The 16,094-nt window shown below is 73.6% G+C and carries 2 protein-coding genes; both read left to right on the forward strand.

Going from position 1 to position 16,094, the window contains the following annotated elements; genetic code table 11:
• Positions 1-92 precede the first annotated feature (92 nt).
• A complete protein-coding gene (locus ABT170_RS08805) occupies positions 93-5,123 on the forward strand; it encodes a non-ribosomal peptide synthetase (protein WP_351865281.1) in 5,031 nt (1,676 codons plus the stop codon).
• The gene (locus ABT170_RS08810) at positions 5,120-16,087 is read left to right on the forward strand and encodes a non-ribosomal peptide synthetase (RefSeq protein WP_351865284.1); all 10,968 of its coding nucleotides are present in this window, start codon (positions 5,120-5,122) and stop codon (positions 16,085-16,087) included. Before ABT170_RS08805 ends, ABT170_RS08810 begins: the two co-directional genes overlap by 4 nt.
• Positions 16,088-16,094 lie beyond the last annotated feature (7 nt).

A 16,094-nucleotide genomic window follows, 5' to 3' on the forward strand; every position in this document is an offset into this window, starting at 1 on the left:
CCCCGGGGCTGTCCCTCAAGCCCCGAGCGGGCCCCTCACCACCACCGAGTTCTGAGTCGCATTTGGCGCCAGGTCATTCGAAGGAGCACCTGTTGAACGCCGCACAGTTGCCGGGGACTTCCCTGAGCGGAACTGTCTCGCCCACCCTGCCCGTGCTCGTCGCACAGCAGGCTGCCCGTACGCCCGACGCGGCCGCCGTCCTCGACGGGGCCCGCACGCTGACCTACCGGGAGCTGGATCTCGCCGCCGACCGCACGGCGCGCTTTCTGCGCTCGGCGGGCGCGGGCCCCGGTTCGCTGGTCGGCGTGTGCCTGGGCCGGGGCATCGACCTGGTCGTCACCCTCCTGGGGGTGTGGCGGACAGGGGCCGGATATGTGCCCCTGGACCCCGGCCACCCCCAGGAGCGGCTGAGGTCCCTCCTCGTGCGGTGCGGCACCGAACTGGTGGTCACCGAGCCGGAACTGACCGGCCCGCTGTCCGCCGCGGGCGCCCGCGCGCTCACCCCGCAGGACATCCGCGACGGGGCCGGGAGCCCCGCGACGGCCGCCACCGGCACGGACGCCGATCCGCTCGGCGTGGCGTACACGATCTTCACCTCGGGGTCGACCGGGGAGCCCAAGGGCGTGCAGATCACCCATGCGGGCATCGCCAACCGGGTCACCTGGGCCGCCCGGACGCACCGGCTGTCCGCCGCCGACCGCGTCCTGTTCAAGACCTCCGTCGGCTTCGACGCGGCGGGCTGGGAGATCTTCGCCCCGCTGATCAGCGGCGGAAGCGTCGTGATCGCCCCGGACGGCACCGAGCGCGACGCCTCGGCGCTGCTGGCGGCGGTCGCCGACGGCGGCGTCACCGTCCTCCAGGTGGTGCCCTCCGTCCTGCGGCTCCTGGTCGAGGAGGACGGCTGGGCCGGCTGCTACGCGCTGCGCCTGCTCTTCTCGGCCGGTGAGCCGCTGCACGCCGAACTCGTCGAGCGGGTCCGCGGCCGGGCCGGACGCCGGCTCGCCGTCTGGAACACCTACGGGCCCACCGAGTGCTCCATCGACATCACCGCCCACCGCGTGGACCCGGAGCTGACCTCCGGCCCGGTGCCGATCGGCCGCGCCCTGAGCAATACCCGGGTCCTGGTCATGGGCCCCGACGGCACCCCGGTCCCCAAGGGCGTCACCGGAGAGCTGTACGCGGACGGCGTCGGCCTCGCCCAGGGCTACCTGGGCCGCCCCGACCTCACCGCGGAGCGGTTCGTCCCCAACCCGTACGGTGCACCCGGCTCGCGGCTCTACCGCACCGGGGACCTGGTCCGCTGGAACGCCGAGGGCTACCTGGAGTACCAGGGCCGCGCGGACGCCCAGCTCAAGGTGAACGGCGTACGCATCGAGCCCGGCGAGATCGAGGCCGCCCTCACCTCCCACCCGGACATCAGCGGCGCGGCCGTCGTGGCCTTCACCGCCGACGACGGCGGGAAGCGGCTCGGCGCGGCGCTCACCACCCGCACCCCGCTCGGCCCCTCCGAGCTGCGCGGGTTCCTGCGCGAGCGGCTGCCCGACAGCCATGTCCCCGCGCTCTTCCGCACCGTCGATGTCCTCCCGCTCACCCCCAACGGCAAGGTGGACCGCGCCGCGCTGGCCACCGCCATGGACGAGCAGGGCGCCGCGGCCGGGCAGGGCGGCTACATCGCCCCGCGCGACGCCGCCGAGGAGCGGGTCGCCGAGGTCTGGGCCGCGCTGCTGGGCCGGGAGAAGGTCGGCGCGCACGACGACTTCTTCGCGCTCGGCGGTACGTCGCTCCAGCTCACCCGGCTCGCGGCCAGGCTCCGCGCCTCCGGTGTCGCCATCTCGATGCGCGGCCTGTTCAGCGCCACCACCGTCGAGGCCCAGGCCAGACTGATCGGTGCCCCGTCCGACACCGCGGGACCGATTCCGTCCGTGTCGCGCTCCGGGGCCCTGCCGCTCTCCTCCGGGCAGCGCCGGCTCTGGTTCCTGGACCGGCTGAACCCCGGGAGCCGCGAGTGGGTCGCCCCGCTGATCCTGCGGCTGCCCGCCGACACCTCGGTGGACACGCTCCAGTCCGCGCTGACCGCGCTCGGCGCCCGCCACGAGGCGCTGCGCACCCGCTACCCGGACGAGGGCGGCGAGCCCCGCCAGGTGATCGGTGCGGCCGGGCCGGTGGAGCTCCGGGTCGTCGACACCACCCGGGACGGACTCGCGGCACGCTTCGAGGAGCAGTTCGCACGCGGTTTCGACCTGGCCACGGGCCCGCTGTGGCGGGTCCTGCTGGCCCGGGTGCCGGGCGAGGAGCACGTCCTGCTCGTCACCATGCACCACATCGCCTGCGACGGCTGGTCCACCGTCGTCCTGGAGCGCGAGCTGCGCGAGCTGTGCGACGCCCGGCTCTCGGGCCGGGAGGCCGTGCTGCCCGCGCCGGGTGTCCAGTACGCCGACTACGCGTCCTGGCAGAGCGCCCGGCAGACCGAGGAGTTCACCGCCGGGGAGCTGGCGCACTGGCGCACCGCGCTGGCGGGCATCGCCCCGCTGGAGCTGCCCACCGACCGGCCCCGGCCGGCCGAGCGCGACCCGCGCGGCGCGGTCGTCCCGGTCCGGGTGGAGCCGGAGCTGGCGGCCCGGGTGGAGGAGCTGGGCCGCAGGCACGGCGCCACCCCGTTCATGACGCTGCTCACGGCGTTCGCCTCGGTGCTGGCCCGGCAGAGCGGCCAGTGGGACGTGCCGGTCGGCACCCCGGTCGCGGGCCGGACCCGGTCCGAGCTGGCGAACACGGTCGGCTTCTTCCTCAACTCCCTCGTCGTGCGCTGCGAGCTGGCGGGCGACCTGTCCTTCGGCGAGGCGCTGGGCCGGGTCCGGACCGCGTCCGTGGCCGCGTTCGCCCACCAGGAGCTGCCCTTCGACCGGCTGGTCGAGGAGATGCAGCCCGAGCGCGACCTGTCCCGCACGCCGCTCTACCAGGTGGCCTTCGACATGCACAGCGAGGGCGTCACCAGCGTCGCCACCGACGCGGCGGACCTGCGGGCCTTCGCCGAGGCGTGGACGGTCGCCAAGACGGATCTCTCGGTCTTCATCGGGCGCTCGGCGGACGGCTCGCTGGAAGGGGTCTTCGAGTACGCCACCTCGCTCTTCGACGCGGCGACCGTCGTCCGTATCAAGGAGCAGTTCATCCGCTTCCTCACCGAGGTCACGGCCGACCCGGCCGCGAAGCTCTCCGCGGTGCCCCTGCTGACCGCCCCGGAGCGCGAGCGGCTGCTCGCCGAGGGGACCGGCGAGCGGGCCGACTTCGGATCCGCCACGGTGCTGCGGCGCTTCGAGGAGCAGGCCCGGCGCACCCCGGACGCGCCCGCCGTCGCGTTCGACGGCGGGACGGTGACGTACAGCCAGCTCGACGTCCGTGCCAACCAGATGGCGCACCATCTGCTCGCCTCGGGCGCCGGTCCGGAGTCGGTCGTCGGGGTCCTGCTGGACCGGGGACCGAACCTGCTCGCGGGGCTGCTCGGGGTGTGGAAGGCCGGTGCGGCCTATGTGCCGGCCGACCCCTCGTACCCGGCGGAGCGGATCGCCGCCATGCTGGACTCGGCGGGCGCCGCACTCGCGGTCACCGAGGAGGCGTACGCGGACCGCTTCGGCGCCGTCACCACCGTGCTGGTGGACCGCGACCGCCCCGCCCTGGACGAGCGTCCCCGGACCGCGCCGGAGCGCCGGGACGACGCCGACTCACTGGCGTACACCATCTTCACCTCGGGTTCGACCGGGCGCCCCAAGGGTGTCGGCGTCACCCACCGGGGACTCGCCAACCACGTCGGCTGGGCGGCCCGCGAGCTGGCCCCGCAGGGCGGGCGGGGGGCGCCGCTGTTCTCCTCGGTCGCCTTCGACCTGGTCGTCCCCAACCTGTGGGCACCGCTGGTCACCGGACAGCGCGTCCACACCGTTCCGCAGGACACCGACATCGCCGACCTCGGCGGTGTGCTCGCGGAGGCGGGACCGTACAGCTTCATCAAGCTGACCCCGGGACACCTCGACATCCTGGCCGAGCAGTTGACCGCCGAGCAGGCGAGCGCCCTGGCGCCCGTGCTGGTGGTCGCCGGTGAGGCGTTCACCCGCGCGACCCTGGACCGCTGGCGCGCCCTGGCACCGGCGACCCGGCTCATCAACGAGTACGGGCCCACCGAAGCCTCCGTGGGCACCTGCGTCCACCCGGTCCCGGAGAACGAGACCTCCGAGGTGCTGCCCATCGGCCACCCGCTGCCGAACATGACCATGTACGTCCTGGACGAGCACCTCGAACCCGTTCCGGTCGGGGTCCCCGGTGAACTGTACGTCGGTGGCACGGGCGTGGCCCGCGGCTATGCCGGCCGCCCCGACCTCACCGCCGAACGCTTCGTCCCCGACCCCTTCGGACCGGCCGGTGCCCGGCTCTACCGCACCGGCGACCTCACCCGTACGCGGGCCGACGGCGCCGTGGAGTTCCTGGGCCGACTCGACGATCAGGTAAAGATCCGTGGCTACCGCATCGAACCCGGCGAGATCCAGACCGTCGTGGCAGAGCACCCCTCGGTCCGTGACGCGGTCGTGGTGGCGCGTGAAACGCCGGCTGGTGAGCACCAGCTCCTCGCGTACTACGTCCCGGCCGACAGCTCCGAGGACCCCGCGGTGACCGCGGGGGACCTGGCCGCGCACTGCGCGGCCCGGCTGCCCGACTACATGCTCCCGCAGGCCTATCTGCCGCTGGCCGAGATCCCCCTCAACGCCAACGGCAAGACCGACCGCAAGCGGCTCCCGTCGCCCGAGGACACCGGGGCCGAGGGCGCCGCGGGGCGCGTCGAGCCGCGCACCGCCACCGAACAGCGGATCGCGGACATCTGGGCCGAACTCCTCGGGGTGCGGGTCGGCGTGGAGGACAGCTTCTTCCACTCCGGCGGCAACTCGATCCTGGCCATCCGGCTGATCTCACGCATCCAGGAGGAGTTCGACATCGACTTCAAGGTGCGCACGGTCTTCGAGGGCCCCACCGTGGCCCGGCTGGCCGCCGCCACCGAGAGCGCCATCCGTGCGGAGATCGCCGCACTTTCCCCAGCAGAGCTGACGAACGGCCAGGAACTGGCTAAGGAGTTCACCGCATGAGTACCGCCGCGATCACCCCCGCCGGTTTCGACGCGGACGGAGCGAGAGAGGAGCTGATACGTCAGCGGCTCGCCGGCCGCCGGAGCGGGCGCCGGAACACCATCCCCCGCACCGACCGGTCCGCCCCGCTGCGCCTGTCCCACGGCCAGGAGCAGATGTGGTTCCTCAGCCGCCTCGACCCGGACAGCACCCAGTACCTCGTCCCGCTGATCGTCCGCCTCACCGGTGAGCTGAACACCGCCGCGCTGGCGGAGGCCTGGCAGCGGCTGACCGACCGGCACGAGATCCTGCGCACCCGGTACGGCCTGGACGGCGAGGACCCCGTCCAGCTGATCTCGCCCGCCGAGCGGGTGACCCTGCCGCTGGACGACCTCTCCGCGCTCCCGGCCGATGAGCGCGAGGCCCGGGTCCAGTCGGTCATCACCGACGACCTGTTCGTCCCGATCGACCTCGCCCGGGACCTCCCGGTGCGCGCCCGGCTGATCCGCCTCGCGGACGACGAGCACGTGCTGGCCATCGTCTTCCACCACATCGCCTGCGACGCCTGGTCCACCGAGGTCATCGGCCGGGAACTGAGCACCCTGTACACCGCCCTGGCCGCCGGCACCGAGCCGGACCTGCCCCCCGTGGCCGTGCAGTACGCCGACTTCGCGGCCTGGCAGCGCACCGAGCTGTCCGGCGCCGCCCTTCAGGCGCAGCTCGACTACTGGAAGACCACCCTGGCCGGGCTCACCCCGATCGAGCTGCCCACCGACCGGCCGCGCCGGGCGGTCCGGGACGCGACGGGCGCCACGGTCGCCTTCACGGTGCCGGACTCCCTCGCGGACCGGCTGCGGGAGTTCGCCCAGCACCACGACGCCACCCCGTTCATGGTGGTGCTCACCGCCTTCCAGAGCCTGCTGGCCCGCTACACCGGCACCACCGACATCGCGGTCGGCACCGTGGTCTCCGGCCGCGGCCGGCCCGAGCTCCAGGGCATGGTGGGCTTCGGCATCAACAGCCTGGTCCTGCGCGGCAACTGGAGCGGCGACCCGTCGTTCCGGGAGCTGCTGGGCCGGACCAGGGACACGGTCCTGGGCGCCTTCGACCACCAGAGCACCCCGTTCGCCCAGCTGATCGACGTGATCCAGCCGGAACGCGATCTGTCGCGCACCCCGCTGTTCGACGTCGCCCTGACCATGCACGGCGAGCGCACCAGCGCGTTCACCCTGCCGGGGCTGCGGGCCGAGCCGTTCCGGGGCGAGGGCAACGCCGCCAAGTACGACCTCGATCTCCAGCTGCGGGAGGCCGCGGACGGCACCCTGCACGGTCATCTGGAGTACGCCGTCGAGCTGTTCGACCGCGAGAGTGCCGAGCGGCTGACCGCGCACCTGGTGCGCCTGCTGGACGCCGCCGTCACCTCGCCCGACACGGGCGTCGCCGAGCTGGGCTTCCTCGGGGAGAGCGAACTGGCCCTGCTCACCGCGGGCGCGGCCGTCTCCGGTGAGGTCACCGGCACCGTGCACCAGGTCTTCGAGGCACAGGCGCGCCGCACCCCGGACGCCGTCGCCGTCCACGTCGACGGCCATGACATGACGTACGCCGAACTGAACGCGCGGGCCAACCGTGTCGCCCACCACCTGCGGGGAATCGGTGTCGGCCCGGAGACGCTCGTCGGGGTCTGCCTGGAGCGCGGGCCCGACCTGCTGCCCGCGCTGCTCGGCGTGCTGAAGGCGGGCGGCGCGTATCTGCCGCTCGACCCCTCGGTGCCCGCCGACCGGATCGGCTTCATGCTGGAGGACGCCGCCGTCCCGGTCGTGGTGACCGAGAGCGCCCACCAGGAGATGCTGTCCGGCGTCCACACCGGTTCCCTGCTGGTGCTCGACCGCGACCGCGAGGCGCTGGCCGGGCAGCCGGACACCGACCCGGCACCGGCCGGCGACGCCGACGGCCTGATCTACGTCATCTACACCTCCGGGTCGACGGGCCGCCCCAAGGGCGTCTGCCTCACCCACGCCAATGTGCTGCGGCTGTTCACCGTGACGGCCGGGCGGACGCGCTTCCACGACACCGATGTGTGGACGCTGTTCCACTCGTACGCGTTCGACTTCTCCGTCTGGGAGATGTGGGGTGCGCTGCTGCACGGCGGCGCCGTGGTCGTCGTACCGAAGGACGTGGCACGCGATCCCGACAGGTTCCTCGACCTGCTGGTCGACCAGCGGGTGACGGTGCTCAACCAGACGCCCTCCGCGTTCCGTTCGCTGGTCGGCGCCGCCCGTGAGGGCGACCCGCGCATCGACCGGCTCGCCCTGCGCACCGTGGTGTTCGGCGGCGAGAAGCTGGAGGTCGCCGACCTGCGGCCGTGGGCGGACCGGCTGGGCCTGGCCGCCCCGACGCTCGTCAACATGTACGGGATCACCGAGACGACCGTGCACGTCACCCACCACGAGCTGGGCGCGGCGGACCTCGCGGGCGCCGGCAGCCCCGTCGGCGTCCCGCTGGACGACCTGTCGATCCGGATCCTGGACCGGCACGGCAACCCGGCACCGATCGGGGTCCCGGGCGAGATCCATGTCGCGGGACGCGGCATCGCCCGCGGCTACCTCGGCCGCCCCGGGCTGACGGCGGAGCGCTTCGTGCCCGACGAGTTCGGGGCGCCCGGCGACCGTCTGTACCGCAGCGGCGACGTGGCCCGCCGGCTCGCCGACGGCAGCCTGGAGTTCCTGGGCCGCAACGACGAGCAGGTCAAGATCCGCGGCTTCCGCATCGAACTGGGCGAGATCAACGCGGCGCTGGCCGCCCAGGACGGGGTCCTCGACGCCGTCGTCCTGGTCCGCGAGACCTCACCGGGCGACAAGCAGCTCGTCGCCTATGTCGTCCCGGCCGACCCGGCCGGCGCCGAACCCGCCGCCGGCCCCGACACCGACACCCTGCGCACCGCGCTCGCCCGTGACCTGCCCGACTACATGGTCCCGGCCGCCTTCGTCGTCCTGGAGCGCCTGCCGCTGACGGTCAACGGCAAGCTCGACACCAAGGCGCTGCCCGCGCCCGGCCCGGTGCGCGCGGCGGGCAAGGTCCACGCCGCCCCGCGCACCGCGCTGGAACACCGTGTCGCCGCCATCTGGCGGGACGTGCTCGGCGTGGACCCGATCGGCGTCCACGACAGCTTCTTCGACCTGGGCGGCCACTCGCTGCGCGCCATCAACCTCGCGGGGCACCTGCGCGAGGCGGGTCTCGACGTCTCCGTGCGGGACATCTTCGAGCACCGCACCGTGGCCCTGCTCGCCGAGCGGCTCACCGGCCGCCCCGAGGTGCGTACGGCCCGCGGTGTGCGGCCCTTCGCCCTGGTCACGGCCGAGGACCGGGAGCGGCTGCCCGAGGGCCTGGACGACGCGTACCCGATGTCCCAGGTGCAGATCGGCATGGTCGTCGAGATGCTGAGCGACACCGGCTGGCACCCGTACCACAACGTCACCTCGTTCCGGATCCGTGACGAGCGGCCCTTCGACGTCGCGGCGCTGCGGGCCTCGGTCCGCTCCGTGATCGACCGGCACGACGTCCTGCGCACCTCCTTCGACCTGAACTCCTACGCGGTGCCGATGCAGTTGGTGCACAGCGAGGTCGCGGTACCGGTGGCCGAGCGCGATCTGCGCGGGCTCACCGACGACGAAGTGCGTTCCTCGCTGCGCGAGTTCACCCGCCGGGAGCGGGCCGAGCTGATCGGGCTGGACACCCCGCCGCTGCTGCGCCTGATCGGCCACTCCCGCGACGACGGGAGCTGGTGGCTGACGATCACCGAGAACCACGCGATCCTGGACGGCTGGAGCCACCACTCGCTGCTCATGGAGATCGTCGAGGGCTACCGCACGGCCCGCGACGGCCGCGCCATCGAGACCCCGGCCGCCCCCGACGTACGGTTCGCGGACTTCATCGCGGCCGAGGTCGCCTCCCGCGAGGCCGGGGAGGACCGGGCGTACTGGAGCGGCATCGTCCAGAACTACCCGGCCTTCGCGCTTCCCGACGCCTGGTCCGGCGACGGCGAGGCCGGTGCCCCGTACCGCGTCAAGGTGCCCTTCCACGACCTGGAGGACCGGCTGCGGGCGCTGGCCTCGGCGGCGGGCGCGTCGCTGAAGAGCGTGCTGCACGCGGCACATCTGAAGGTGATGAGCTCGGTCACCGGGGACGAGCGGTTCTTCACCGGTCTGGTCTGCAACGCCCGGCCCGAGGCGCTCGGCGCCGACGGGGTCTACGGCATGCACCTGAACACGCTGCCGTTCGCGTTCGACGGCGCCACCGGCACCTGGCGCGAGCTGGTGGAGCGGGTCTTCGGCCGTGAGGTCGACCTGTGGCCGCACCGCGGCTTCCCGATGCCGGACATCCAGCGGGAGGCGGAGGACGGGCAGCGGCTGGTCTCCGTGCGCTTCAGCTACCACGACTTCGACCAGGTCGACCGCGAACAGGTCGACTACCTGGCGAGCATCGACGACAGCCCGACCGAATTCCCGCTGGGCGTCTCCGCGCGGCTGGGCCACCTCTTCCTGACCGGCGGCCGCAAGCACCTGAGCGAGGTCGCTCTCCACCGCCTGGCGGGCACGCTGCGCCAGGTCCTGGAAGCGATGGCCGCCGACCCGGAGGGCGACGCCACGGCCTCGTACCTGCCGGCGGCGGAGCGCGAGCGGCTGCTCGCCGAAGGGACCGGCGAGCGGGCCGACTTCGGATCCGCCACGGTGCTGCGGCGCTTCGAGGAGCAGGCGCTGCGCACCCCGGACGCCCCGGCCGTGGGCTTCGGCGGGGTGTCGCTGAGCTACGCGGAGCTGGACGCGCGGGCCAACCAGATGGCGCACCATCTGCTCGCCTCGGGCGCCGGTCCGGAGTCGGTCGTCGGGGTTCTGCTGGACCGGGGGCCGGAGCTGCTCGCGGGGCTGCTCGGGGTGTGGAAGGCCGGCGCGGCCTATGTGCCGGTCGACCCCTCGTACCCGGCGGAGCGGATCGCCGCGATGCTGGACTCGGCGGGCTCGGTGCTCGCGGTCACCGAGGAGGCGTACGCGGACCGCTTCGGCGCCGTCACCACCGTGCTGGTGGACCGCGACCGCCCCGCCCTGGACGCGCTGCCGTCCACCGCCCCGGAGCGTCACGAGGACGCCGACGCGCTCGCGTACACCATCTTCACCTCGGGTTCGACCGGGCGCCCCAAGGGTGTCGGCGTTCCCCACCGGGGACTCGCCAACCATGTCGGCTGGGCCGTGCGCGATCTGGCCTCGCGGGGCACGACGGGCGCGCCGCTGTTCTCCTCGGTCGCCTTCGACCTGGTCGTCCCCAACCTGTGGGCACCGCTGGTCACCGGGCAGCAGGTCCACACCGTTCCGCAGGACACCGACATCGCCGATCTGGGCGCGGTGCTCGCGGAGGCGGGGCCGTACAGCTTCATCAAGCTGACCCCCGGCCATCTGGACGTCCTGGCGGAGCAGTTGACCGCCGAGCAGGCGAGCGCCCTGGCGCCCGTGCTGGTGGTCGCCGGTGAGGCGTTCACCCGCGCGACCCTGGACCGCTGGCGCGCCCTGGCACCGGCGACCCGGCTCATCAACGAGTACGGGCCCACCGAGGCCTCCGTGGGCACCTGCGTCCACCCGGTCCCGGAGAACGAGACGGCCGAGGTGCTGCCCATCGGCCACCCGCTGCCGAACATGACCATGTACGTCCTGGACGCGGGGCTCTCCCCGGTGTCGGTCGGTGTGCCGGGTGAGCTGTACGTCGGTGGCACGGGTGTGGCCCGCGGCTATGCCGGCCGCCCCGACCTCACCGCCGAACGCTTCGTCCCCGACCCCTTCGGACCGGCCGGTGCCCGGCTCTACCGCACCGGCGACCTGGCCCGGACCCGGGCGGACGGCGCCGTGGAGTTCCTGGGACGGCTGGACGACCAGGTCAAGATCCGCGGCTACCGCATCGAACCCGGCGAGATCCAGACCGTCGTGGCCGAGCACCCCTCGGTCCGTGACGCGGTCGTCGTACCGCTGGCCTCGGACACGGGCGATCTGCGCCTGGTCGCCTACTACGTGCCGGTGGACGGTACGGAGGTGACCGCGGCGGACCTGGGCGCGCACTGCGAGGCCCGGCTGCCCGACTACATGCTCCCGCAGGCCTATGTGCCGCTGGCCGAGATCCCCCTCAACGCCAACGGCAAGACCGACAGGCGCGCGCTGCCGGCCCCCGGGGCGGACGAGCTCGACGGCGACTCCACCTATGTCGCCCCGCGCACCCTCACCGAGGCCCAGGTCGCCGCCATCTGGTGCACGGTCCTCGAACGGGACCGGGTCGGCGTCGAGGACGGCTTCTTCGACCTCGGCGGCCACTCGATCCGCGCGGTCGCGCTGGTCGGCGCGCTGCGGGCGGCCGGCTTCGACGTCGGCGTACGGGAGGTCTTCGAGTACCGCACGGTGGCACAGCTCAGCGAGTTCCTCACCGGGCGCCCGGCACCCGCCGAGGCGGCCCCGCCCGTGGAGCCCTTCGCGCTGCTGGCCGACGAGGACCGGGCCCGGCTGCCCGAGGGCGTCGTCGACGCGTACCCGATGTCCCAGGTGCAGCTCGGCATGCTCGTCGAGATGCTGGCCGACCAGGAGAAGCGCGCCTATCTCAATGTCGCCTCCTTCCGCATCACGGACGGCACGCCGTTCGACGGGGCCGCGCTGCGCCGGGCCCTGGACGTGGTGACCGGGCGGCACGAGATGCTGCGCACCTCCTTCCACCTCGACTCCTTCACCACCCCGCTCCAGCTGGTCGCCGCGCGCACCGTGGTCCCGCTGGCCGTCGAGGACCTGCGCGGCGCCGAGGACCGCGGGCAGCGGGTGGCGGACATCATGGCCGAGGAGCGCTCCATCCCCTTCGACCTGGCCACGGCCCCGCTGCTGCGGATGACCGCCCAGGTGGAGGACGAGGGCTCCTGGCGCCTCGTGGTCACCGTCTGCCACGCCATCACCGAGGGGTGGAGCCACCGGGCCCTGCTGATGGAGCTGCTCGACGTCTACCGCGAGCTGCGCGACGGGCTGGCCCCGGCCGCGTTCACCGCTCCCCCGGTGCGGTACGCCGACTTCATCGCGGCGGAGCTCGCCTCGCTGGAGTCCGCGGCGGACCGGGACTACTGGAAGCAGGTCATCGGCGGCTACGCGCCGTTCGCGCTGCCGCCCGTGTGGCAGGGCGACGCCTCGGCACCGCGCGAGAAGTACCGGGCCGCCGTGCCCGTGCACGACCTGGAGCCGCGACTGCGGGCCCTGGCCACCTCGGCCCAGGTCTCGTTCAAGAGCGTGCTGCTGGCCGCGCACCTGAAGGTGATGAGCATGGTCACCGAGGAGGACGCCTTCTTCAGCGGCCTGGTGTGCAGCGCGCGCCCCGAGTCGCCGGGCGCCGAGCGCGTCTACGGCATGTACCTCAACACCCTGCCCTTCGCCTTCGACCGGGCGAGCGGAAGCTGGAGCGACCTGGTGCGCCAGGTCTTCGCCCGGGAGGCGGAGGTCTGGGACCACCGCAGGTTCCCGATGCCGGTCATCCAGCGCGACGCCGACCTCGGCCGGCTGCTCCATGTGCGCTTCAGCTACCAGGACTTCGACCACGTCGACACCTCGCTCGTCGACGCGGAGGCGAGCAGCGGCGAGGGCGGCACCGAGTTCGCGCTCGCGGTCTCGGCGGTCTCCGGCCATCTGCTGCTGACCACGCACACCCACGCCCTGGGCCGTGAGCACGCCGACCGGCTCACGGGGCTGTACCGGCAGGTCCTGGAGGCGATGGCCGCCGATCCGCGCGGCAGCGCCGAGCAGACGTTCCTCCCGGCGGGCGAGCGGGAGTGGCTGGCCGAACAGAACGCCACCGGGCGGGAGTTCGGCGAGCTGACCGTGCTCCGGCGCTTCGAGGAGCAGGCGGCCCGGACCCCGGACGCCGTCGCCGTGCGCCACCGGGGCGAGGAGACCGGCTACGCGGAGCTGGACGCCCGCGCGAACCGCATCGCGCACCGGCTGCGCGCGGCGGGGATCGGCGCGGAGAGCACCGTCGGGGTGCTGCTGGACCGGAGCCCCGGACTGATCGCGACGCTGCTGGGCGTGTGGAAGGCGGGCGGCGCCTATGTGCCGATCGACCCGTCGTACCCGGCCGAGCGCATCGCGAGCATGTGCGAGAGCGCGGGAGCGGTCGCCGCGGTGACGGAGCCCTCGTACGCGGACGGTTTCCCCGCCGGTGTTCCGGTGCTGCTGCTCGACGAGCTGGAGCGGACGGACACCGACGTCCCGGCGGGCGCGCCGCCCGGCCGGGGCGAGGACCCGGACCGGCTGGCGTACGTCATCTTCACCTCCGGCTCCACGGGCCGGCCCAAGGGGGTCCAGATCCCGCACTGCGGGCTGGCCAACCATGTGGCCTGGGCGGCCGAGGACCTGGCCTCCCGGGGCACGGGCGGTGCGCCGCTGTTCTCCTCGGTCGCCTTCGACCTGGTCGTCCCCAACCTGTGGGGACCGCTGGTGACCGGGCAGGCCGTGCATGTGGTGGCGCAGGACACGGCTCCGGCCGAGCTGTCCGCGGCGCTGCTCGGCTCGGGCCCGTACAGCTTCATCAAGCTGACCCCCGGCCATCTGGACATCCTGACCGAGCAGCTCACCACCGAGCAGGTGGACCGGCTCAGCCAGGTGTACGTGGTGGCGGGCGAGGCCCTGCCCGGCGAGACGGCCAACCGTTCGCTGGAGGTGCTCGGCGAGGGCCGGATGATCAATGAGTACGGGCCGACGGAGGCGTCGGTCGGCTCCACGGTCCTCCCGGTGACGAGCCATGTCGCCCTCGACGTGGTGCCGATCGGCCGCCCGCTGCCGAACATGACGGTGCACGTGCTGGACGCGTCGATGCGGCCGGTGCCGGTGGGTGTGCTGGGCGAGCTGTATGTCGGCGGTACGGGTGTGGCGCGCGGTTACGCGGGCCGCCCGGACCTGACGGCGGAGCGCTTCGTGCCCGACCCCTTCGGGCCCGCCGGGGCGCGGCTGTACCGCACGGGCGACCGGGCGCGGCTGCTGGCCGACGGGAACGTGGAGTTCCTGGGCCGGCTGGACGACCAGGTCAAGATCCGCGGCTACCGGATCGAGCTGGGCGAGGTGCAGGCGGTCGTCACCGCGCACCCGGCCGTGCGCGACGCGGTGGTCACGGTGCACGAGCCCACCCCGGGCGACAAGCGCCTGGTGGCGTACTGCGTGCCGGTCGCGGGCCAGGAGCTGCCGAGCGCCTCGGTGCTGGCCGACGACTGCGCGCGGCACCTGCCGGAGTACATGGTCCCCGCGGCCTTCGTGGCGCTGGAGAGCATCCCGCTCAACGCCAACGGCAAGGTGGACCGGCGGGCGCTGGCCGCGCCGGACCGCTCCTCGATGCGCTCCGAGGACGCCTATGTGGCACCGCGGACCGCGACGGAACGGCTGCTCGCCAAGATCTGGTCCGAGGTGCTGGGCGTCGACCAGATCGGGGTGCACGACAAGTTCTTCGAACTGGGCGGGCACTCGATCCTGATGATCCAGGTGCTGGCCGCCGCCCGCCGCGAGGGGCTGGCCGTCTCGGTCTGGCGCATGTACCAGCACGGGACGCTGATCGACCTCGCCGCGGCGATCGACGAGGACACGGAGGCGGCCCGCCGCGCGGCGGAGCCGGAGCCGGAGCCCGTCGTCGCGGCGGAGGCGGCCCCCGCCGAGGTGGTGATGTCGGCGGAACTGCTCGCCACCCTGCTGGAGCAGGCCTCCGGCGGTGACCGGAGCCGGCTGGCCGAGGGCCCGCTCGCCCAGGTCGCGGCACTGCTGGAGGGGGCCGGGACGACGGGTCCGGACACGGCCGCCGCCCCCGCGGCCTTCCCGCTGGACGAGCTGCGCGCGCTGATGGCCGAGCACCAGGTGCCCGGCGTGAGCATCGCCGTACTCGGCGCCGACGGCTCCACCGAGCTGCACGGGGCCGGGGTGCTGTCCAACGGCGGCTCCGAACCGGTCACCCCGCACACACTGTTCCAGGTCGGTTCGATCAGCAAGCACGTCACGGCACTGGCCGCCCTGCGGCTGGTGGCCGAGGGCCGCATCGCCCTGGACGACCCGATCGAGAGGCACCTGACCTCCTGGCGGCTCCCGGACCTCGCCACCGCCCCCGGTGAGGTGACCATCCGTCATCTGCTGGGCCACACGGCGGGGCTGGCCAGGCACCGCAGCGTCGGGTTCCCGCCCGGCGAGGAGGTCCCCACGCTGCTGGACCTGCTGTCGGGCACCGGCCCGGTCACCACCCCGCAGGTCGGGCGGCAGCTCGTCCCCGGCTCCACGTTCCGCAAGAGCAGCACCCACTACTGGGTCCTCCAGCAGCTGCTGGAGGACGTCACGGGCGAGTCGTTCCAGCGGCTGATGGAGCGGCTGGTGTTCGGCCCGCTGGAGATGACGGGCAGCAGCTTCGACCAGGCGTTCCCGCTCACCGCCGGCCGGCCGGTGGCGCTCGGGCACCACGCCAGGGGCGTCGCGCTCGACGGCGGCTGGCGCAACCGCGCCCACCTCGCCGCCGCCGGGCTGTGGACGACCGCCGGGGACATCGCCGCGGTGGCCCGCCAGATGCGTGCCTCGCTGCTCGGCCTGCCGGGCGCGCTGCTGCCCGCGGAGGTCGCCGGTGAACTGCTCACCGGACACCCGGGGAGCTTCTACGGCCTCGGCACCATCGTCGACGACACCGGCGACGACGCCGAGTTCGGGCACGGCGGCGAACCCGCCGGCTACTGGAACCTCTCGCTCAGCCACCTCGGCAGCGGCGTCGGCCTGGTCGCCCTGACCAACTCCGACAGCGGCAAGGGCGTCGTCAAGCATCTGACCGCCACCCTCAGCCGACGCGAACAGCGCTTCGGCCGGGGCACGTTGATGGCCGACTGGGCCGCGGCCGGCACCGGCGACCAGGCACCCGGGAATCACCCGCTGCTGAGCCCGGTGATCACCGAGGAGGACCGCGCATGACCCGGCA

This window comes from Streptomyces sp. NPDC001787 (assembly GCF_040297465.1).
Classification (GTDB): domain Bacteria; phylum Actinomycetota; class Actinomycetes; order Streptomycetales; family Streptomycetaceae; genus Streptomyces.

Coding starts and splice junctions, on each gene's coding strand:
- ABT170_RS08810 (WP_351865284.1), top strand. CDS start 5,120: ATGAGTACCGCCGCGATCACCCCCGCCGGTTTCGACGCGGACGGAGCG.